Source organism: Modestobacter muralis, assembly GCF_010682105.1.
Lineage (GTDB): Bacteria > Actinomycetota > Actinomycetes > Mycobacteriales > Geodermatophilaceae > Modestobacter > Modestobacter muralis.
Genome location: NZ_JAAGWH010000041.1, coordinates 75,643 through 94,538 on the forward strand (window position 1 = coordinate 75,643; position 18,896 = coordinate 94,538).

18 protein-coding genes are annotated in these 18,896 nt (G+C 73.9%); 8 read left to right on the forward strand and 10 right to left on the reverse strand.

The window, feature by feature from the left end:
* The first annotated feature begins 87 nt into the window (after nt 1–87).
* Genes GCU67_RS14890 through GCU67_RS14900 form a run of 3 tightly spaced genes read left to right on the forward strand, consistent with a single transcriptional unit; the run spans nt 88 to nt 2,570 of the window.
* Nucleotides 88–621 carry a copper resistance protein CopC gene (locus GCU67_RS14890; protein ID WP_163611995.1) on the forward strand — a complete coding sequence of 178 codons (534 nt, stop codon included), beginning with the start codon at nt 88–90 and terminating at the stop codon, nt 619–621.
* Nucleotides 618–2,027, forward strand: coding sequence for a copper resistance D family protein (locus GCU67_RS14895; RefSeq protein ID WP_163611996.1), 1,410 nt, complete (start codon nt 618–620; stop codon nt 2,025–2,027). Before GCU67_RS14890 ends, GCU67_RS14895 begins: the two co-directional genes overlap by 4 nt.
* A 57-nt stretch (nt 2,028–2,084) precedes the next feature.
* Complete coding sequence (locus tag GCU67_RS14900; RefSeq protein WP_163611997.1) at nt 2,085–2,570, forward strand: GNAT family N-acetyltransferase; 486 nt, start codon at nt 2,085–2,087, stop codon at nt 2,568–2,570.
* Between the two features lie 105 nt (nt 2,571–2,675).
* On the opposite strand, the gene metH is transcribed toward GCU67_RS14900, so the two are convergent.
* Nucleotides 2,676–6,485, reverse strand: coding sequence for a methionine synthase (gene metH / locus GCU67_RS14905; protein WP_163611998.1), 3,810 nt, complete (start codon nt 6,483–6,485; stop codon nt 2,676–2,678).
* A 225-nt stretch (nt 6,486–6,710) separates the two neighbouring features.
* Between metH and GCU67_RS14910 the strand changes: the two genes are divergently transcribed.
* Nucleotides 6,711–7,580, forward strand: a complete 870-nt coding sequence (locus GCU67_RS14910; RefSeq protein WP_163611999.1) for a PAC2 family protein — start codon at nt 6,711–6,713, stop codon at nt 7,578–7,580.
* 167 nt (nt 7,581–7,747) lie between these two features.
* Here the strand turns inward: GCU67_RS14910 and GCU67_RS21425 are convergent, their stop codons facing one another.
* From GCU67_RS21425 to GCU67_RS14950, 8 genes are all read right to left on the reverse strand, one after another.
* The gene (locus GCU67_RS21425; RefSeq protein ID WP_211661423.1) at nt 7,748–7,930 is read right to left on the reverse strand and encodes a hypothetical protein; all 183 of its coding nucleotides are present in this window, start codon (nt 7,928–7,930) and stop codon (nt 7,748–7,750) included.
* 43 nt (nt 7,931–7,973) lie between these two features.
* Nucleotides 7,974–9,023, reverse strand: coding sequence for an HD domain-containing protein (locus GCU67_RS14920; RefSeq protein WP_163612000.1), 1,050 nt, complete (start codon nt 9,021–9,023; stop codon nt 7,974–7,976).
* 13 nt (nt 9,024–9,036) lie between these two features.
* Nucleotides 9,037–10,302, reverse strand: coding sequence for a cysteine--1-D-myo-inosityl 2-amino-2-deoxy-alpha-D-glucopyranoside ligase (mshC, locus tag GCU67_RS14925; RefSeq protein WP_338105034.1), 1,266 nt, complete (start codon nt 10,300–10,302; stop codon nt 9,037–9,039).
* Between the two features lie 71 nt (nt 10,303–10,373).
* The gene (locus GCU67_RS14930) at nt 10,374–10,760 is read right to left on the reverse strand and encodes a VOC family protein (RefSeq protein ID WP_163612002.1); all 387 of its coding nucleotides are present in this window, start codon (nt 10,758–10,760) and stop codon (nt 10,374–10,376) included.
* Between the two features lie 160 nt (nt 10,761–10,920).
* The gene (locus tag GCU67_RS14935) at nt 10,921–11,799 is read right to left on the reverse strand and encodes an SCO1664 family protein (protein WP_338105035.1); all 879 of its coding nucleotides are present in this window, start codon (nt 11,797–11,799) and stop codon (nt 10,921–10,923) included.
* A 25-nt stretch (nt 11,800–11,824) separates the two neighbouring features.
* Complete coding sequence (locus GCU67_RS14940) at nt 11,825–12,376, reverse strand: DUF3090 family protein (protein ID WP_163612003.1); 552 nt, start codon at nt 12,374–12,376, stop codon at nt 11,825–11,827.
* 9 nt (nt 12,377–12,385) lie between these two features.
* Nucleotides 12,386–13,105 carry an MSMEG_4193 family putative phosphomutase gene (locus GCU67_RS14945; protein ID WP_163612004.1) on the reverse strand — a complete coding sequence of 240 codons (720 nt, stop codon included), beginning with the start codon at nt 13,103–13,105 and terminating at the stop codon, nt 12,386–12,388.
* A 25-nt stretch (nt 13,106–13,130) separates the two neighbouring features.
* Entirely contained in the window at nt 13,131–13,958 is an 828-nt protein-coding gene (locus tag GCU67_RS14950) for an undecaprenyl-diphosphate phosphatase (protein ID WP_163612005.1), read from the reverse strand.
* A gap of 163 nt (nt 13,959–14,121) precedes the next feature.
* Between GCU67_RS14950 and GCU67_RS14955 the strand changes: the two genes are divergently transcribed.
* From GCU67_RS14955 to GCU67_RS14965, 3 genes are read left to right on the forward strand one after another with little or no spacing between them, the layout of a single operon-like run.
* Nucleotides 14,122–15,105 carry an aldo/keto reductase gene (locus GCU67_RS14955; RefSeq protein ID WP_163612006.1) on the forward strand — a complete coding sequence of 328 codons (984 nt, stop codon included), beginning with the start codon at nt 14,122–14,124 and terminating at the stop codon, nt 15,103–15,105.
* Nucleotides 15,102–17,048 (forward strand): AAA family ATPase, encoded by a 1,947-nt coding sequence (locus GCU67_RS14960; RefSeq protein WP_163612007.1) that lies wholly within the window; start codon nt 15,102–15,104, stop codon nt 17,046–17,048. Before GCU67_RS14955 ends, GCU67_RS14960 begins: the two co-directional genes overlap by 4 nt.
* A 58-nt stretch (nt 17,049–17,106) precedes the next feature.
* Nucleotides 17,107–17,373, forward strand: coding sequence for a GlsB/YeaQ/YmgE family stress response membrane protein (locus GCU67_RS14965; protein ID WP_211661424.1), 267 nt, complete (start codon nt 17,107–17,109; stop codon nt 17,371–17,373).
* A 51-nt stretch (nt 17,374–17,424) separates the two neighbouring features.
* Here the strand turns inward: GCU67_RS14965 and GCU67_RS14970 are convergent, their stop codons facing one another.
* Nucleotides 17,425–18,204, reverse strand: coding sequence for a DUF2470 domain-containing protein (locus GCU67_RS14970; protein ID WP_163612008.1), 780 nt, complete (start codon nt 18,202–18,204; stop codon nt 17,425–17,427).
* 67 nt (nt 18,205–18,271) lie between these two features.
* Here GCU67_RS14970 and rpsD point away from each other — a divergent pair, with 67 nt between their 5' ends.
* Nucleotides 18,272–18,877, forward strand: coding sequence for a 30S ribosomal protein S4 (gene rpsD, locus GCU67_RS14975; RefSeq protein WP_163612009.1), 606 nt, complete (start codon nt 18,272–18,274; stop codon nt 18,875–18,877).
* Nucleotides 18,878–18,896: the final 19 nt, after the last annotated feature.

Genomic DNA, 18,896 nt, shown 5'->3' on the forward strand with positions numbered 1-18,896 from the left:
CCCCGTCGCTGACGAACACCGGTCATGACCGCCCCGCGAGCGCTGCCGCCCAGCCGTCGGACCGTTCCGGGCCCACGCCGGTGCCAGGTGCTGGAGGTCGGTGCGCTGCTCGCCGTGTTCCTCGGTACGGGGACGTCGCCGGCCCAGGCGCACGACGGTCTGGTCGACACCACCCCGCTGAACACCGAGGTCGTGACCGCCTCCCCGGCGACGGTGGAGCTGACGTTCACCGGGGAGCCGCTGCCGCTGGGCACCGAGGTGCTGGTGCTGGGCGCGGACGGCACCACGGTGTCCACCGGTGCGGCCGAGATCCGCGGCGCCAGCGTCGTCCAGGCCGTGACCGGGTCGCTGCCCTCGGGCGAGTACACCGTCGAGTGGCGGAGCACCTCCTCCGACGGGCACCCGCTCACCGGCAGCCACACCTCCACCGTGGCGGTCAGCAGCAACCTCGCCGCACCCGGCCCAGCAGTCACTGGGACGACGGGGGCGACGGACACCGCGACGGCGACCGCCTCGGCCGCCCAGCCCACGGACGACGGCCTGCCCACCGGCTGGCTGGTCGCCGGCGTGCTGGCCCTCGGCGCCGTCGGCGCTCTGGTCGCCCTGCGCAGGCGGGCATGAGCAGCACCGCGCCGGTGCGCCCGGCGCCGCCGGCAGCTGCGCCGGCCCTGTCCGGCCGGCCCCGCGGGCGGACGGCGGCCTGGCTCGCCACCGCAGCCGCCCTGGTCCTCGTGCTGCTCGGCGGGCTCGCCGTGGGCGGGAGCGGCGCGCAGGCCGTGCCCGACGGGCTGAGCGACGCCGGTCCGCTGGTCGACCTGGGCGCCCCGGTGGTCACGCTGGTCGGCCGGATCGCCGCCGTGGCCACCCTCGGTGCCCTGCTGTTCGCCACCGTCCTGCTGCCCGGCCGCGCCGGCGGCCTGGCACCCACGTCCCGGCGGGCCGTGCGCGCGGCCTCCGTCTGGGCCTCGGTCTCTGCGGCGGCGACCGGGCTGGGGGCGGTCCTGACCGTCAGCCGGCTGGTGGGCCGCCCGCCGACGGCGCTGCCCTGGTCCGGGGTGCGGGTGTTCCTGACAGACACCGGGGCGGGGCAGGCCGTCCTGCTCGTGCTGGGGCTGACCGTGCTCGTCGCCGCAGGAGCGCGCCGGTGCGCCGGTGTGCCCGGCGCGTGGGCGCTGCTGGCGGTCGCGCTGGCCGCGCTGGTGGTGCCGGCCGTGCTCACCGGGCACTCCTCGGCGGCCGAGGACCACCTGTTCGCGGTGACCACGCTGGTCGTGCACGTCGTCGCAGCGAGCGTGTGGGTCGGCGGCCTGGGGGCCCTGCTGGTGTACGGGCGCCGGGACGAGGGCCTGCCCGCTGCCGTGGGCCGGTTCAGCGCCCTCGCACTGCTGTGCTTCGCAGCGACCGGGGTGACCGGGCTGATCGCCGCGTCGGTGGTGCTCGGCGGCCCCGGGGCCGTGCTGGCCGCCGTGGGCACCGGCTACGGCTGGCTGCTGCTGGGCAAGACGCTGGGGCTGGTCGCCCTGGCCGTGCTGGGCTGGCAGCACCGCCGCCGCACCGTGCCGCAGCTGCGGGCCGGCCGGCCCGGCGCGTTCCGCCGCTTCGCCGTGGTCGAGCTGTTCGTCATGCTGGCCACCGTGGCGCTCGCGGTCGCGCTGGCCGCCTCCCCTCCCCCGGCGGCCGCCGCACCGGCGGCCGGCAGCGCGTCGGCCGTCCCCGCACCCACCGCCGGCGCACCCGCGGCGGCGTCCGCGGACCCGATGGCCGGCCACGACCACGGCCCGCTCACCGTGGGCGTGCTCATCGACGACACCCGCTTCCACGTCGCCCACCCGGTCGCACCGGGGTCGCGGGTGACCGTGTTCAACGGCAGCGACCAGGAGGTGACGATCACCGCCGCCGACGGCTCCTTCGACGTCACCGTCCCGGCCGGCTCGCTGATGACCTTCCCCGCCCCCGAGCAGCCCGGCGAGCACCCCTTCACCAGCCGCCACTCCCCGGCCTACGCCGACGTCCTGGTCGTCGAGTGACGAGTCCACCCCGCGGTCCAGCCCGGACCCGGGGGTCCACCCTCCAGCGTGCGGACCATGAGCGTGTCGCTACGACCACGGACCGCGGACGACCTGGAGGTCCTGTTCCGCATCGCCGCGGAGCTGGCGACCTGGGAGGAACGGACTCCCGGCATGCCGGCTCCGCTGACCCGGGACCGGTTCGATGCCCGGCTCGCGGAGACCGCCGCGGGCGATCCCGGCGAGAGCGGTGTCCCCTTCGTCGTCGACCTGGACGGTGCCGCGGTCGGCAGCGCCGTGCTGTTCGGGTTCGACCGGTTGGCCCACCACGCGGAGGTCGGGATCAGCCTGCTGCCCGAGGCCCGCGGCCGCGGCATCGGGACCACGGCCCTCACCCAGCTCGTCGAGTTCGGCTTCGTGCGGTGCAACCTGCGCCGCGTCCACCTGCAGGCGATCGCGTCGAACACCGGCGCGATCCGCGCCTACGAGAAGGTGGGTTCGTGGTCGAGGGCCGGCTCCGCGAGCACGCCTGGGTCCGGGGTGCCTACGAGGACGTCGTGCTGATGGGGCTCCTCCGCTCCGACCACACCCCCAGCGCGTGACCCGCCCGGCCCCGGTGCAGGCCCCCGCCGCGAGCTTGCTCGTGGCGGGGGCCTGCACCGGGGTCCTTCATTCGTCCTCGGTGCGGTAGCCCAGGTTCGGCGACAGCCAGCGCTCCGCCTCGGCGACCGTCCAGCCCTTGCGCCGGGCGTAGTCCTCGACCTGGTCGCGACCGACCCGGCCGAGCACGAAGTACTGCGACTGCGGGTGGGAGAAGTACAGCCCGCTGACCGCGGCACCGGGCCACATGGCCATGCTCTCGGTCAGCTGGATGCCCACGCTGTCCTCGACGTCCAGCAGCTCCCAGATCGTCTGCTTCTCGGTGTGCTCGGGGCAGGCGGGGTAGCCCGGTGCCGGCCGGATGCCCGCGTACTTCTCCGCGATCAGCCCGTCGGGGTCCAGGGACTCGTCGGGGGCGTAGCCCCAGAACTCCGTGCGCACCCGCTCGTGCATCCGCTCGGCGAAGGCCTCCGCCAGCCGGTCGGCCAGCGACTCCAGCATGATCGCGTTGTAGTCGTCGTGGTCGGCCTTGAACGCAGCGACCCGCTCCGCCGACCCCAGCCCCGCGGTGACGGCGAAGGCGCCGACGTGGTCGAGCAGCCCGGTCTCCCTGGGTGCGATGAAGTCGGCCAACGACTTGCGCGGTGAGCCGTCCCGGCCCTCGGTCTGCTGGCGCAGCTGGTGCAGGGTGGTGCGGACGGCGGTGCGCGTCTCGTCGGTGTAGACCTCGATGTCGTCGCTGCCGACCTGGTTGGCCGGGAACAGCCCGAAGACGCCGCTGGCCCGCAGCCAGCGCCCGGCGATCAGCTCGTCGAGCATCTGCTGGGCATCGGCGTAGAGCCGGCGCGCGGCCTCACCGGTGGTGGGGTTGTGCAGGATGTCGGGGAACCGGCCGCGCATCTCCCAGGCGTTGAAGAACGGCTGCCAGTCGATGTAGGAGCGCAGCTCCTCCAGCGGGTAGTCGGTAAAGGTCCTCACGAACTGGGTGGCCAGGCCGTGCTGGTGGTCGCAGTCCGGGCCGGAGCAGACGTCCTTCGCCTGCTGCAGGAGCATCCGCGGCCGCGGGGGGCGGTACTCGCTCCAGTCGACCGGGGTCGCGGCCGCGCGGGCCTCGGCGAGGGGCAACAGCTTGCGGCTGTCGGTGCGGGCGGCGTGCCGCTCCCGGAGTGCCGCGTAGTCGGCGTCGGTCTCGGCCAGCAGGGCTGGGCGCTGCTCGTCGGACAGCAGCGCCGCGACCACGGGCACCGAGCGCGAGGCGTCCTTCACCCAGATGACCGGGCCGGAGTACTTCTGCGCGACCTTGACCGCGGTGTGCGCCCGGGAGGTGGTGGCCCCACCGATCAGCAGCGGGATGGTGAAGCCCTGCCGCTCCATCTCCGAGGCGAGGTTGACCATCTCGTCCAGCGACGGGGTGATCAGCCCGGAGAGCCCGATGACGTCGGCGCCCTCGGCCTTGGCGGCGTCCAGGATCTTCTGCGCCGGGACCATGACGCCCAGGTCGACGACGTCGTAGTTGTTGCACTGCAGGACGACGCCGACGATGTTCTTGCCGATGTCGTGGACGTCGCCCTTCGCGGTGGCCATGACGACCTTGCCGATGCTGCGCTCGACGTCCCCGGGCTGCTTCTCCGCCTCGATGAACGGGATGAGGTGGGCGACCGCCTTCTTCATCACCCGGGCGGACTTCACCACCTGCGGCAGGAACATCTTCCCCTGCCCGAACAGGTCGCCGACGACGTTCATGCCGTCCATCAGCGGGCCCTCGATGACCTCGATCGGCCGGCCACCCCGCGCGCTGATCTCCTGGCGCAGCTCCTCGGTGTCCTCCTCGACGTTGGCGTCGATGCCCTTCACCAGGGCGTGGGTGATCCGCTCCCCCACCGGCAGCGACCGCCACTCCTCGGTGGCGACCTCCTTCACCGAGCCGTCGCCGGCGAAGTCGTTGGCGATCTCCAGCAGCCGCTCGGTGGAGTCCGGACGGCGGTTGAGGATCACGTCCTCGATGCGGTCGCGCAGCAGCTCGGGGACCTCGCTGTAGACCTCCAGCTGGCCGGCGTTGACGATCGCCATGTCCAGCCCGGCCGCGATCGCGTGGTAGAGGAACACCGAGTGGATGGCCTCGCGCACGGGGTTGTTCCCGCGGAAGGAGAACGAGACGTTCGAGACGCCCCCGGACACCAGCGCACCGGGCAGGTTCTGCTTGATCCAGCGGGTGGCCTCGATGAAGTCCAGCCCGTAGTTCGCGTGCTCCTCGATGCCGGTGGCGACGGCGAAGATGTTGGGGTCGAAGATCACGTCCTCGGCGGGGAAACCGACCTGGTCGACGAGGATGTCGTAGGCGCGGCGGCAGATCTGCGTGCGGCGCTCCAGGTCGTCGCCCTGCCCCTGCTCGTCGAAGGCCATGACGACGACCGCGGCGCCGTACTTGCGGCACAGCCGGGCATGGCGGACGAACTCCTCCTCGCCGTTCTTCATCGAGATCGAGTTGACGATCGCCTTGCCCTGCACGTTCTTGAGGCCGGCCTCGATGACCGCCCACTTCGAGGAGTCGATCATCGTCGGCACCCGGGAGATGTCCGGTTCGGAGGCGATCAGCTTGGTGAAGCGGTCCATCGCCTCGACCCCGTCGATCATCCCCTCGTCCATGTTGATGTCGATGACCTGCGCGCCGGCCTCCACCTGCTGGCGGGCGACGGCGAGGGCGGCCGGGTAGTCACCGGCCTTGATCAGGTTCCGGAAGCGGGCGGAGCCGGTGATGTTGGTGCGCTCACCGACGTTGACGAACAGGCTGGTCTCGTCGATGGTCAGCGGCTCCAGGCCGGACAGCCGCAGCGCCGGCCGCGGCGCGACCGGCGTCCGGGGCGCCTTGTCCGCCACCGCCGCGGCGATGGCGGCGATGTGCGCGGGCGTGGTGCCGCAGCAGCCGCCGACGAGGTTGACGAAGCCGGCCCCGGCGAACTCCTCGAGGACAGCCGCGGTCTCCTCCGGCGACTCGTCGTACTCACCGAAGGCGTTGGGGAGTCCGGCGTTGGGGTAGCAGGAGACGAACGTGTCGGCGACCCGGGCGATCTCGGCGATGTAGGGCCGCATCTCCTTGGCGCCCAGCGCGCAGTTCAGGCCCACGAGCAGCGGGTGCGCGTGCCGCACCGAGTACCAGAACGCCTCGGTGACCTGGCCGGACAGCGTGCGACCGGAGGCGTCGGTGATGGTGCCGGAGATCATCACCGGCCAGCGGCGGCCACGCTCCTCGAAGAGCGTCTCCAACGCGAAGATCGCGGCCTTCGCATTGAGGGTGTCGAAGATCGTCTCGATCATCAGGACGTCGGACCCACCGTCGACCAGCCCGTTGGCCTGTTCCACGTACGCGGCGACCAGGTCGTCGTAGCTCACGTTGCGCGCACCCGGGTCGTTGACGTCGGGCGAGATGGACGCCGTCCGGCTGGTCGGGCCGATGGCACCGACGACGTAGCGCGGCTTGTCGGGGGTGCTGAACTCGTCGCACGCGGCGCGGGCCAGCCGGGCCGAGGCGAGGTTCAGCTCGTAGGCCAGCTCGGCCATGCCGTAGTCGGACAGCGAGATCCGGGTGGCGTTGAAGGTGTTGGTCTCCAGCAGGTCCGCCCCGGCCTCCAGGTACTCCCGGTGGATGCCGGTGATGATCTCCGGGGCGGTGATGCTGAGCAGGTCGTTGTTGCCCTGGACGTCGCTGGGCCAGTCGGCGAACCGCTCCCCGCGGTAGCCGGCCTCGTCGGGCCGGTCGCGCTGGATCGCCGTGCCCATGGCGCCGTCGAGGACCAGGATGCGCTGGCGCAGGGCGGCGGTCAGCGCCTCGGTGGCGTCGGGGCGGAGCTCGGCGGGCAGTCCGGGAGAGAACTGGGGCACAGGTGCGTCCTCGGGTCGTCGATCGGGCACGGGATCACGGGCGTCCGGCGCCAGGGCCCTGGCAACGCCGACGGGCAGCAGCGCCTCGTCGTCCTCGAACAACGTCTCCCATCGTCCCACTCCCGTCCACCCCCGTGCCGGAGGCCGCCCGCCGTCCACGGGTCCGCCGTCCACGGGGTCCCGGCGGGCCCCGACCCCGGCGCGAGATCGACGTAGGCTCGACCGGTGATCGATCCGAAGTCCGACGCAGACGACCTGCCCGAGCTGGACGACCCCGTGGTCGTGGTCGCGTTCGAGGGGTGGAACGACGCCGGGGACGCCGCCACGGGTGCCGTCGAGCACCTGGAGCTCAGCTGGGACGCCACCCCGCTCGCCGCGCTGGACCCCGAGGACTACTACGACTTCCAGGTCAACCGCCCCACCGTCTCCCTGATCGACGGCGTCAACCGCCGCCTGGAGTGGCCGACCACCCGCATCTCGGTCGCGAAGCCCCCGGGCAGCGACCGGCACGTCGTGCTCATCCGCGGCATCGAGCCCAACATGCGCTGGCGCAGCTTCTGCGACGAGCTGATCGAGCTGTGCCAGGAGCTGGGCGTGACCACCGTGGTCGCGCTCGGCGCGCTGCTGGCCGACACGCCCCACACCCGCCCCACGCCGGTCAGCGGCTCGGCCTACGACGCGGAGTCCGCGCGCCAGTGGGGGGTGGAGACCTCCCGCTACGAGGGGCCGACCGGCATCCTCGGCGTCTTCGCCGACGCGTGCGTGCAGTCGGGCATCCCGGCGGTGAGCTTCTGGGCCGCGGTGCCGCACTACGTCTCCCAGCCGCCCTCGCCGCGGGCCACCATCGCCCTGCTCACCCGGGTGGAGGAGGTCCTGGAGCTCACCGTGCCGCTGGGCTCGCTGCCGCAGCAGGCCGACGAGTGGGTCACCACGGTCGACGAGATGGCCCAGGAGGACGAGGAGGTCGTGGAGTACGTGCGCTCGCTGGAGGAGCGCGCCACCGCCACCGACCTGTCCCAGGCCAACGGTGACCAGATCGCCCGCGAGTTCGAGCGCTACCTGCGCCGCCGCGGCGGCACCGCGGGCACGAGCTGACCCCTCCCTGGGACCACCACGGGCTGGTGGTGGTCGTCCGCTGCGGATGACCACCACCAGCCCGTCCTCGTCTTCCGGGGTCGGCGAGGCGAGATCTGCGGTCTCGGGGCCTCCTGCCCGCGGAGACCCCGAGAACGCAGCACCCGTCAGGGGACCCGTGCGGCGCCTCAGCGGCCGCGCAGGGTGCTCAGCGCCTGCGAGCGGCGCGCCACCAGCTCGGCGTAGGTGCCGTCGCGCTCGGCCCAGCGGTGCATCCGCACGCCCTCGACGAGGACCTCTCGCAGGTGCTCACGGCGCTCGCCCGCGTCCTGCAGCTGGACGACGACGAGCACCGGTCCCTGGTCGACCACCGTCCACCACCCGGTGGGCGGCCAGCTGCGGCTGCACCGCGTCCTAGGGGGTGACCAGCAGCGGGCGCATCCGCACCGACGCGGTGTCGTCGAAGAGCCGGTCGTGGGTGGCCAGGGCGAACCGGTCGGTCATGCCGGTGACGTGGTCGACGACCTGGGTGAGCAGGTCGGCCTCGGTGTCGCGGTAGGTGGCCGGGATGAGCTCGGGGTGGGCCAGGTGGTGGTCGACGAGCCGGCGGATGACGTCGATCGCGATGTGCTTCTGCCCGGCCGCGGTGTCGGACTCGTACACCCGGGCGAACATGAAGGCCCGCAGCTCGGCCATCGCCTCCAGCGCCTCCGGGGCCATGACCACCGCGCCGGTGGCGTTGCCCGGGGACAGGCTGCCCTCGACGACGGCGGAGATCATCGCGCCGACCATCGCGCTCCCCGGGGCGCCGAACACCCGGCGGGTGCTGGCCGGCAGCTCACCGACGGACAACACCCCGGCGCGGACGGCGTCCAGCGCGTCGTGGGAGAGGTAGCCGATCCGGTCGGCGTACCGCACGCACTCGGCCTCCCGGGTCGCCGGCGGCGGGGTGATCTTCCAGCTGTGCGCCCGGATGCCGTCCCGGACCTCCCAGGTGAGGTTGAGGTCCTCGAGCACCTCCACGATCCGCACACCCTGCGCGGCGTGGTGCCAGCCGCCGGCGACGTAGGGCTCCAGGGCCGCCTCGCCGATGTGCCCGAACGGCGAGTGCCCCAGGTCGTGGCCCAGCGCGATCGCCTCGGCCAGGGTCTCGTTGAGCGACAGCGCGGCGGCCAGCGACCGGGCCACCTGGGTGACCTGGAGGGTGTGGGTCAGCCGGGTGACGAAGTGGTCGCCGTCGGGGTTCAGGAAGACCTGCGTCTTGTGCTTGAGCCGGCGGAAGGCCTTGGCGTGCAGGATCCGGTCGCGGTCCCGCTCGTACGCCGTCCGCAGCGGGTCCTCCGGCTCCGGCCGGGCCCGGCCGCGGGTGCGCACCGAGCGGGCCGCGGCGGGCGCGAGCAGCTCCTCGGCGGCCTCACGGGCACGGCGGTCGGCGAGCCGGAACGGGGCGGCGGGCGCGCTCATGCCCGGCACGGTCTCATGCCGACAGCGCGATGCCGAGCAGGGCGTCGACGAGGTCACCCACCACGGTGGGCGACTGCTCGTCCCAGTCGTCGGGCGTGTCGGGGGCGTCAGTACCGGCCAGGGTGGCGGCGGCCCAGGCGTCGACCGCGGCGAGGGAGCCCGGGGTGTCCAGGTCGTCGGCCAGCCGCTCGCGGACGGTGATCAGCACCGGGCCGGCCGGGGCGCCCAGCGGCAGGGCCACCGCGCGCTGCCAGGTGGCCAGCCGCTCCTCCGCCTGCACGAGCAGGTCCGGGGTCCAGGCGCGGTCGGTGCGGTAGTGCCCGGACAGCAGGGCGAGCCGGATGGCCATCGGGTCGACGCCCTCACCGCGCAGCCGGGACACGAACACCAGGTTGCCGCGGCTCTTGCTCATCTTCTCGCCGTCCAGGCCGATCATCGCCGCGTGCACGTAGGCCCGGGCGAAGGGCTTGGTGGCCGTCAGCGCCTCGGCGTGGACGGCGGAGTACTCGTGGTGCGGGAAGACCAGGTCGCTGCCCCCGCCCTGCACGTCGAAGCCCATGCCGATGGTGTCCAGGGCGATGGCGGCGCACTCGATGTGCCAGCCGGGGCGTCCGGCGACCCCGCGCGGGCCGGGCCAGGACGGCTCGCCCTCCCGGGCACCGCGCCACAGCAGCGGGTCGAGCCGGTTGCGCTTGCCCGGCCGGTCGGGGTCACCGCCCCGCTCGGCGGACAGCCGCAGCATGGTCGGCTCGTCGTAGCCGGACTCGGCACCGAACCCGGGCGCCTGGGAGACGTCGTGGTAGACGTCGCCGGTGCCGTCGTCGAGGGAGTAGGCCAGGCCCGCGTCCCACAGCTCCTCGACCTTGCCCACGATCTGCGGGATGGCCTCCACGGCGCCGACGTAGTCGTCGGGGGGCAGCACGCGCAGGGCGGTCATGTCCTCGCGGAACAGCGCGGTCTCCCGCATGCCCAGGACGATCCAGTCCTCGCCGTCCCGGTCGGCCCGCTCGAACAGCGGGTCGTCGACGTCGGTGACGTTCTGCACGAAGTGCACCGCGTGCCGGGCGTCGCGCCAGATCCGGTTCACCAGGTCGAAGGCCAGGTAGGTGGCGGCGTGACCGAGGTGGGTGGCGTCGTAGGGGGTGATCCCGCAGACGTACATCCGCGCGGTGCGGCCGGGGGTGACCTCGACGACCTCTCCGCGGGCGGTGTCGAACAGCCGCAGGGCCGGACCGGAACCGGGCAGCATCGGGATCAGTGGGGCGGGCCAGGAGTGCACGTGGCGAGGGTAGAACCGCATCCCGACAGCTCCGCACGGCACCCGGTCGCACCCGTCCCGGCGGGGCGTGTTCAGGGCCAGGTGGTGGCGTACCGGTCGAACTGCTCACCGGTCTGCACGCCGACCACGCAGAACAGCAGGCCGGAGGGGTCTTTCATCTGCCAGAAGCCGCCCATGTCGGCCATCCGCAGCGCACCGAGCGCTTCCAGCCGGGCGACCTCGGCGTGCACGTCGTCGGTCTCGATGTCGACGTGCCAGCGCGGCGCGGTGCCCGGGCCGGTGCGCTGGACCTCCAGGTGGAACCCGTCGGCGAAGGAGCCCAGCGAGGACCACACGTCGTCGGTGGGGTCGCCACCGACCGGGTGCCCGGTGGCCGCCGACCAGAACTGCTGCCCACGGTCGTGCAGGTGCGGGGGCAGGTCGATGAGCAGGACGGCGAGACGACTGCGGTGCGGCACCGGCCCACCCAACCAGCGCACGCCCGTCGGGGGCAATGCGCTCCGGCCCCAGGCCGCGGTGGCCTCGGGGCGGCGTCCGGGCTCACCGTGCGTGCTCCTGGCTCAGCGCACACCGTGAGCCAGGAGCACGCATGATCAGGTCACCTGATCCCGGCGGACCTCAGAAGGGCGGCCAGGGGAGGGCGGGCCAGTCGCCGGAGGGCTGCGGGTGCAGCTTCGTGCGGAGCAGGTCCTCGACGCGCTGCTGGGTGCGCCGCACCTCGCGGCGGGTGAGGTGGGAGTGCAGCTGCTCCCCCAGCTCGCCGCGCAGCTGCCCGGCCAGCCGTTCCAGCACCGCCAGGTGCTCCAGCAGCAGCGGCTTGCCGGCCCAGCGCCACAGCAGGGTGCGCAGCTTGGGGTCGACGGAGAAGCAGATGCCGTGGTCGACGCCGTACACGTGGCCGTCGCGCATCGGGATGATGTGGCCGCCCTTGCGGTCGGCGTTGTTCACGACCGCGTCGAACACCGCCATCCGGCGCAGGCCCGGGTCGTCGGCGCGGACGAACTCGGCGAGGTCGACGGCCGGGTCGGCGTCCATCCACAGCTGCACCATGCCGGTGCCGTAGGGCCCCTCGCGCAGCACCGTGGGCGGGACGACACCCCAGCCGGTCGCCTCCGACACCAGGTGCGCGCTGATCTCCCGGCCGGCCAGCGTGCCGTCGGGGAAGTCCCACAGCGGCCGCTCACCGGCCACCGGCTTGTAGACGCACGTGGCGCCCAGGGTCTCGGTGCGGATGGCGGCGATCAGGGTGACGTTGCTGGCGTCCAGCAGCCGGCCCTCGAGGTCCAGCGCGCCCTCGCGCAGCAGGGTGGCCACCTCGTCGGGACCGTCGGGGGCGCGGCGGTCGCCGTGGTCGAAGGTGGTCAGGTCCAGCTCGACGACGTCACCGTCGTCCTCGTACTCCTCGTCGTCGTACTCGACGACGGGCTCGTTGTCGGCCACCAGGTCCTCCAGCCGGTCGTCGCGGGGGCCGGAGCCCGGGTCGGGCGGGCCCGTCACCGGGCGCCCCCGTGCCGGCCGCGGGTCAGCGGCGGTAGCCGTTCTGCCGGGGGCAGACGTGCCCGGAGGGGTCCAGCGGCAGGGAGCACAGCGGGCAGGAGGGCCGGCCGGCGGAGATGACCCGCCGGGCGCGGGCGACGAAGGCGCGGGCGGCGGCCGGGGTGATGGTCACCCGCAGCGCGTCGGGGCCCTCGTCGCTGTCGGAGAGGATCACGTCCTCCTCGATCGGCTCCTCACCGGCGGCGACGGCCTCGACGACGACGGCCGCGGACTCGCCGTCCCAGGCCAGGCCCATCGCCGCGACGCGGAACTCCTCGTCGACGGGGGCGGTGAGCGGGGCGAGGTCGTCGACGTCGGCGTCGGGCGGGACGACGACGGAGGCGCGGGTGGCGACCTCGTCGAGCAACTCGCTCATGCGGTCGGCCAGCACCTGGACCTGCGACTTCTCCAGCGCGACGCTGACCGTGCGGCCGGCGGCGTCGGAGGCCTGCAGGTAGAAGGTGCGGTCACCGGGCTGACCCACCGTTCCCGCGACGAACCGGGAGGGACGGTCGAAGGTGAAGACCTGACGAGGCACGGTGCCAGGTTACGCGGCGCCGGGGCCCGCGCCGCCGCCGACGACCGCGTCGGAGCTGACCTTGCGCCGGCCGCGCTTCTTCGGCGGCGGCGGGATCAGCGCGGCGACGTCCCCACCGGTGTCGTTGACCCGCACGACGAACGGGCGGGTGTCGGTGTAGGTGACCACCGAGATCGAGGCGGGGTCGACGACGATCCGCTGGAAGGAGTCCAGGTGCATGCCGAAGGCGTCGGCCAGCACGGCCTTGATCACGTCACCGTGGCTGCAGGCCATCCAGACGGCGTCGGGTCCCAGGGTCGCGTTCCACTCCCGGACGGCGGCGACCGCGCGGGCCTGGGTCTGCGCCAGGCCCTCCCCTCCGTCGCCGGGGAACACCGCGGCGGAGGGGTGCTGCTGCACGACCTTCCACAGCGGCTCCTTGGCCAGCTCCTTGATCGGCCGGCCGGTCCAGTCGCCGTAGCGGGCCTCGCCGAGCCGGTCGTCGGTGCGCAGCTCCAGCTCCCGGCCGGCGGCGCGCTGGGCCTCGAGGACGGCGCCGGCGGTCTGCTGGCAGCGCTCCAGCGGGCTGCTCACGACCGCCGCCAGCGGGACCGCCGACAGCCGCTGGGCGACCGCGGTCACCTGCCCCTGCCCGGTCTCGTCGAGCTGGACGCCGGGGGTCCAGCCGGCGAGCACGCCGGCGGTGTTGGCCGTCGTCCGGCCGTGCCTGAGCAGGATGACGGTGGTCACGGTTGGAGCGTAGGCGGCCCGGCGGCTAGGCCCCGGAGTTCGGGTCGAGGACGCCGGTGCCGACCAGCACCAGGATCAGCAGGCCCAGCACGACGCGGTAGACGACGAACGGGGTGAAGCTGCCCCGGTCCAGGTAGCGCAGCAGCCAGGCGATGACGACGTAGCCGACGGCGAAGGAGATGACGGTGGCCAGCAGGGTCGGGCCCCACTCGATGCCCCCGTCCAGGGACTGCTGCACCTGGTAGAGCCCGGACCCCAGGACGGCGGGGATGGCCAGCAGGAACGAGTAGCGCGCCGCCGCGGACCGGGAGTAGCCGAGGAACCGGCCGGCGGTGATGGTGCCCCCGGAGCGGGAGACGCCGGGGATCAGCGCGAGCGCCTGGGCGAACCCGTAGGCCAGCCCGTGCCGCGGCGTGAGGTCGCTGAGCTCCAGCTTCCCGCTGCTCATCCGGTCGGCGGCGTAGAGGATCAGGGAGAACAGCACCAGGGCGATCGCGACGATGCGCAGGTCGCGGAAGGTGGTCTCGATCTGGTCCTGCAGCAGCAGCCCGAGCACGATGATCGGGATGCTGCCGATGATGATCAGCCAGCCCATCCGGGCGTCGGCGTCGCGCGGGCGGTCGCGGTGCAGCAGCGAGCCCACCCAGGACCTGATGATCCGCGCGATGTCCTTGCGGAAGTAGATGAGCACCGCGAGCTCGGTGCCGATCTGGATGATCGCGGTGAACGCCGCACCCGGGTCCTCCCAGCCGAAGAGGTCACCGACGATGCGCAGGTGGGCACTCGAGCTGACCGGGATGAACTCGGTGAGCCCCTGCACCAGCCCCAGGAACGCGGCCTCGAACCAGCCCACGGGTCAGCCCTGCCGGGGAGGACGGGAGGCGGACGGGACGACGGCGCGAGGGCATGACACGGCAGGCACCCTAGGGGTCGGACCTGGCAGTCCCCTCGCGACGCCCCGCGCGGCCGCCTCGGTGGACGGTCGGTGTCGGTGGGCACCGGTAGGTTGACCGGTCGTGGAACAGCGGGCGCTCGGGCGCAGTGGGCTCGTGGTCTCCCGGCTGGCGCTGGGCACGATGACGTGGGGCCGCGACACCGACGAGGACGAGGCCGCGCTGCAGCTCACGGCCTTCGTCGACGCCGGCGGGACGCTGGTCGACACCGCCGACGTCTACGCCGACGGGGAGAGCGAGCGCACCCTCGGGCGGCTGCTGGCCGACGTCGTCCCGCGCGCGGACGTGCTGGTCGCCACCAAGGCCGCCGGGCGCACCGGACCCCGCCCGATGGGCCGGGGGTCCTCCCGCGGGCACCTGCTCGCGGCACTCGACGCCTCGCTGGAGCGGCTGGGGCTGGACCACGTCGACCTGTGGCAGCTGCACGCCTGGGACGACGCCACCCCGCTGGAGGAGACGCTGGCCGCCTGCGACCTCGCGGTGTCCTCAGGCCGCGCCCGCTACATCGGGGTGAGCAACTTCTCCGGCTGGCAGACCGCGCAGGCCGCGACCTGGCAGCGCGCCTGGCCCGGCCGCACGCCGATCGTGAGCACCCAGGTCGAGTACTCGCTGCTGCAGCGCGGCGTCGAGCGCGAGGTCGCCCCGGCCGCCGAGGCGCTCGGGCTGGGCATCCTGCCCTGGTCACCGCTGGGGCGCGGGCTGCTGACCGGCAAGTACCGGCACGCCACCCCCGAGGACTCCCGGGCGGCGTCCCCGCAGTGGCAGGGCTTCCTGTCCCGGCTGCACTCCCCCTCCGCCGACCGGGTGGTCGAGGCGGTGGTCACCGCCGCCGAGGGTCTGGGCACCAGCCCGCTGGGCGTGGCGCTGGCCTGGCTGCGCGACCGGCCCGGCGTCGTCGCCCCGGTCGTGGGCGCGCGCACCGCCGTCCAGTTGCAGGAGACACTGGACGCCGACGGCGTGCGCCTGCCACCGGCGATCGTCACTGCGCTGGACGACGTCTCGGCGCCGCACTTCTCCTATCCCGACCAGCGGCCGGATCCCTCATGAGCAGCCCCTCCCCGACCGGTGACCCGGTCTTCGCCGCCTTCTGCGCCGCCGGTCTGTGGCCCGGTCTGGGCAAGCGGGCGGCGGCCGAGCTGCCTGCCGCCGGCATCACCAGCCCCGACGAGGTCTCCGCCGACCGGCTGCTGGCGCTGCCCCGGGTGGGCAAGCAGCGGGCCGAGCGGCTGTTCAGCTCGTTCCTGGCCGCCGGTCCCACCTACGAGGTGGTGGAGCTGCTGGTCGGGGCCGGGCTCAACGCCCGGCTGGCGGTCAGCTCCGCCGACACCCTGGGCCCCGACGCCGCCCGCCGGCTGCGCGACGACCCGTGGGCGCTGCTGAGCCTCACCGGCGTCACCCTCGCCGACGCCGACCGGCTGGCGATCACCGTGCTGTCGGGTGCCGACCGGCAGGACTCCCGCCGCGGCCGGGCGATCGTGTCCCTGACGCTGCGCACCGCGACCCGCGACGGGCACACCGTGCTGCCGGCCGACCTGGTGGTGGCCGCGCTCCAGGCCGAGGGGGTCGCCGACCCGGCCGCGGCCGTGCTGGCCGCGGTGGAGTCCGGCGACGTCCTGGACCACGAGCCGCCCTTCGTCGAGCCGGACGAGGACGCGGAGGAGATGCCCGAGCCCGACCCGGCGCTGCGGATGCTGTCGCTGGCCCGGTACGGCATGGCCGAGGAGGCCGTGGCGGAGAACGTGCACCGGCTGGTGGCCACGAGCCGGCGGATCGCCGACCCCGCGTCGGTGCGGTCGGTGGCCAAGGGGCTCGACCCGGCGCAGCAGGCGGCGGTCGCGCAGGTGCTGGGCGCGGGGGTGTCGCTGCTGACCGGCGGCCCGGGCACCGGCAAGAGCCGCACGGTCGCCTCGCTGGTGAAGCTGCTGGAGGCCAAGGGCACCGAGGTGGCGCTGGCCGCCCCGACCGGCCGTGCCGCCAAGCGGCTGGAGGAGCTCACCGACCACCCGGCGGTCACGGTGCACCGCCTGCTGGGCGCCCAGGGCATGACCGGTGGGTTCGCCCGCAACGAGGAGTGGCCGCTGGACGCCGACGTGGTGGTGGTCGACGAGGCCTCCATGCTCGACGTCGAGCTGACCGCGGCCCTGCTGGAGGCCTGCCCGGACGGCACCCACCTGCTGCTGGTCGGCGACCCGGCGCAGCTGCCCTCCATCGGGCCCGGGCACGTGCTCGGCGACCTGATCGACTCACGAGCCGTCCCGGTCACCGAGCTGACGACGCTGCACCGGCAGGCGGCCGGGGGCGCCATCGCCCGGCTGGCCACCGGCGTGCGCGGCGGCGAGCTGGTGCACGTGGAGTCACCCGACCGCGAGGTGGTGATCGTGCCGGCCACCGGCAGCGCCGAGGCCGCCCGCCGGGTGGTGCAGCTGGTCACCGACTCCATCCCGCGCGCGCTGGGCATCGACCCGGCGACGGTGCAGGTCGTCACCCCGGTGCACCGCGGGCCGGCCGGCACGATCGAGCTGAACAAGGCGCTGAAGGCCGCGCTCAACCCCGGTGACGGCACGGTGTTCGGCTTCGACGTCGGCGACCGGGTGGTGGCCACGGCCAACCACCTGGACCTGGAGCCCATCGGGTTCGCCAACGGCGAGGTGGGCGTGGTGACCGGCACCGGCGAGGGCTCGCTCACCGTCGACTTCAGCTCCGGCCCGGTCACGGTGAACGGCTCGGCGCTGTCGGACCTGCGGCACGGCTGGGCGATCACGGTCCACCGGGCGCAGGGCTCGGAGTGGCCCGGGGTGGTCGTCGTGCTGCCCCCGGAGGCCGGCGGGATGCTGTCGCGGCCGCTGGTCTACACCGCGCTGACCCGGGCGCAGAAGCACCTGTCGATCGTGCACGCCAGCGGTGCCGCACTGGCCCGGGCGGTGCGCGAGGTCGACGTCCGGCCGCGGCGCACCCGGCTGGCCACCCTGCTGGCCGAGCTGACGGAGTGAACCACCCCATCGGGTGACCCGCGTTTGACCGGTTGATCTTGAGGGCATCGATGCGCCCATGGGCATCATCGGTTTCCTCGTCTTCGGTCTCGTCGTCGGCGCGCTCGCGCGGCTCATCAAGCCCGGCAAGCAGAACCTCAGCATCCTGGCCACCCTGGCGCTGGGTGTCGTCGGCTCGCTGATCGGTGGCTTCGTCGCCAAGTTCTTCGGCACGGGTGGCTACTTCGAGCTGAACATCCTCGGCGCCATCGTGGCGATCATCGCCGCCGTCCTGCTGATCGGCGTCGCCGAGGGCCTGAGCAGCGGCCGCCGCTCGGTGCGCTGACGCACCAGCTCTCCTGCACCATCGCCTGCCCGGGGCGCCGACCACAGTTGGTCAGCGCTCCGGGCAGCTGCGTCCTGCGGCACACAACAGCCGCTGCACGGCCGCACCGAGGTCCTCCGGACCCGACACCGGCGACGGGAACGGCACCCGCACGTCGCGGTGCCCGGCCGGCTGCTCCACCCGCAGCCGGAAGCCGAACCGGTCCAGGCCCAGCGGCCGGACGACGCCGCCGGCCACCCACTCCCGCGGCACCCGGGACGCCAGCAGGGCCAGCTGCTCGGGGTGGGACTCGTCGAGGTGCTGGAGCATGGTCGCCTCCACCCCCGCCAGCGGGTCGGGGGCGGCGGCCAGGTAGTCCTCGGGGTCGAGCTCGGTGACGGCACCGCACTCCCCCAGCACCACCTCGGCCAGGTCCAGGGACAGCAGCGTGGCCGTGGAGCCGACGTCGAGCAGCGCGCCCACCGGGGCGGCGTCGGCGAAGGCCAGCAGCGCCTCCTGCCGGTCGGCCGGGTCGACCGGGGTCAGCCAGCCCGAGAGCCAGACCTGCGCGCGGACGGCGTCGTGCAGCGGCACCGGCGCGTGGTCGGTGACCATGAGCAGCGCGGCGAGGTCGCCGTCGGCGGAGCCGCGGACCGCGGTGCACACCTCCCCGTCGGTCGGGACGACGAGCAGCACCTGACCGTGCGCGGTGGTGGTGTGCGCGAGCACCCGGCTGCCGTCGATGCCGGCGGCGCAGATCGCGGCGGCCGGGCGGCTGGCGACGGTGCGGGCCCGCTCGGGGGCGCCGGGCCGCAGGGCGGCGGCGCTGGCGGGGCGGATCGATCGTGTCATGCGGCACTCCGGGCTCAGGCCGACTCGTCATCGGGGTAAGGTGAGCCTAACCGAACTCGGAGGTCCTGTGAACAACTCCCGCCCCAAGGTCCGTCGCAGCCGCGCGCTGGGCATCCCGCTCACCCCGAAGGACGTGCGCTACTTCGAGCGCCGCCCGTACCCCCCGGGTGAGCACGGTCGCAAGCGCCGCGTCGCGAGCGACTACTCGACGCGGCTGAAGGAGAAGCAGCGGCTGCGCGCCCAGTACGACATCAGCGAGACGCAGCTGCGCAGCGCCTTCGACCGCGCCCGGCGCAGCGGCGGCAAGACCGGCGAGGAGCTGATCACCCACCAGCTGGAGGCCCGGCTGGACGCCACCGTGCTGCGCGCCGGCTTCGCCCGCACCATCTACCAGGCGCGGCAGGTCGTCAGCCACCAGCACGTGCTGGTCAACGGCGTCCGGGTGGACCGCCCGAGCTACCAGGTGCAGCCCTACGACGTCGTCGAGATCGCCGAGAAGAGCAGGGCCAAGCCGCCGTTCCAGGTCGCGGCCTCCGGTGCGCACGCCGCCGCCCCGGCCTACCTGGAGGTCCAGCTGTCGCGGCTGCGCTGCGTGGTGGCCCGCCGGCCCCGCCGCGACGAGGTGCCGGTGATCTGCCAGGAGCAGCTGGTCGTCGAGTACTACTCCCGCTGACTCCGAGCCGGCCCGTGCG

Bases quoted from the DNA above. Each gene is read 5' to 3' on its own strand.
- GCU67_RS14895 (WP_163611996.1), top strand. From the start codon at position 618: ATGAGCAGCACCGCGCCGGTGCGCCCGGCGCCGCCGGCAGCTGCGCCG.
- GCU67_RS14900 (WP_163611997.1), top strand. From the start codon at position 2,085: ATGAGCGTGTCGCTACGACCACGGACCGCGGACGACCTGGAGGTCCTG.
- GCU67_RS14920 (WP_163612000.1), bottom strand. From the start codon at position 9,023: ATGAGCGCGCCCGCCGCCCCGTTCCGGCTCGCCGACCGCCGTGCCCGT.
- GCU67_RS14960 (WP_163612007.1), top strand. From the start codon at position 15,102: ATGAGCAGCCCCTCCCCGACCGGTGACCCGGTCTTCGCCGCCTTCTGC.
- GCU67_RS14965 (WP_211661424.1), top strand. From the start codon at position 17,107: ATGGGCATCATCGGTTTCCTCGTCTTCGGTCTCGTCGTCGGCGCGCTC.
- GCU67_RS14970 (WP_163612008.1), bottom strand. From the start codon at position 18,204: ATGACACGATCGATCCGCCCCGCCAGCGCCGCCGCCCTGCGGCCCGGC.